The organism is Amycolatopsis sp. SID8362, from assembly GCF_010550475.1.
In the GTDB taxonomy this organism is placed as follows: domain Bacteria; phylum Actinomycetota; class Actinomycetes; order Mycobacteriales; family Pseudonocardiaceae; genus Amycolatopsis; species Amycolatopsis eburnea.
In genome coordinates, this window is record NZ_JAAGNB010001091.1 from 1 (window position 1) to 1,073 (window position 1,073).

1 protein-coding gene and 1 pseudogene are annotated in these 1,073 nt (G+C 74.6%); one reads left to right on the forward strand and one right to left on the reverse strand.

Annotated elements, in window-relative coordinates:
* A partial coding sequence (locus tag G3I65_RS33985) for a copper resistance D family protein (RefSeq protein WP_203612590.1) occupies window positions 1-808 on the forward strand: 808 nt, incomplete at its 5' end.
* Window positions 809-871: 63 nt separating this feature from the next.
* Here G3I65_RS33985 and G3I65_RS33990 read toward each other — a convergent pair.
* A pseudogene (locus G3I65_RS33990) lies at window positions 872-1,073 on the reverse strand (maleylpyruvate isomerase family mycothiol-dependent enzyme); the annotation flags it as partial.

Genomic DNA, 1,073 nt, shown 5'->3' on the forward strand with positions numbered 1-1,073 from the left:
GGCGGGCCGCACCGACCGCCGCGCCCGCCGGCTCCTGAACACCGGCGCGGGCCTGCTCGCGGGGGCCACCGTGGTGGCGTTCGTGCTGCAGGGCCCCTACGCGGCCGGGCGGGGCATCGGCGCGGTGTCCGACTTCGGGCTGCTGGCCGACACGCTGCGCGTCGCCTACGGGAAGCTGCTGCTGCTCCGGCTGGTGGCGGTGGCCGTGCTGGTCGTGCTGCTGCCCCGGCTGCTGCGCCCGGACCAGCCGGACCGGCTGCGCGCCCGCTTCGAGAACCTGACGATGGTGACGGGCTTCGTCGTCCTGCTGACGTTCTCGGCCACCGGCCACCCGGTGACGGACCCGGTCATGTTCGTCTCGGTGACCGCGGACCTCGTCCACTTCGGCGCGATCGCGGTCTGGGCGGGTGGACTGGTCCAGCTGGCGCTGTGCCTGCACCGCCCGGCCCCGGACGAAGACCTGGTCCCGGTGGCGGCGAAGTTTTCCCGCCTAGCCGCGGGCTCGGTGGCGGCGGTCGCGATCAGCGGGGCGGTGCTGGCGCTGCGGATCATGCCGTCGCTGTCGACGTTGTGGACGACCGGGTTCGGCCTGCTGGTGCTGCTGAAGATCGCCGGCCTGGCGGCCCTGCTGGCGGTGGCGAGCCGCTCGCGCGCGGCGGTCCGGCGCAGTGTGGGCGAACCGGCCGAAGGGACCACGAAGACGGTCACCCTCCGCCGCCTGCGCACGGCGGTGGCGGTGGAGGTCCTGCTCAGCGTGGTGGTCCTGGCCCTGGCGGCCCTCCTGACGGTCACCCCACCCGGCGGCTGACGTGAATGACTCATTCATGTCGTCAGGCGACATGAATGAGTCATTCACTACGTCCGGGCGCGCTCAGATCCCAGGCCGGGGCGGGGGCGCGAACGGGCCCCACGTGAACGCGGGCAGCCAGCGCGCCGGCGCCTCGCTCCAGTCCAGGGCCGCGAGCTGGCTCACCGACCGCCGTCCGGCCAGCGTCCGGTACAGCTCGTGGGCGGGGGCGGTCACCGACACCGTCGGCTGGCCCGGGCCCGCCGTCCAGGTCGAGCCGCCCGTC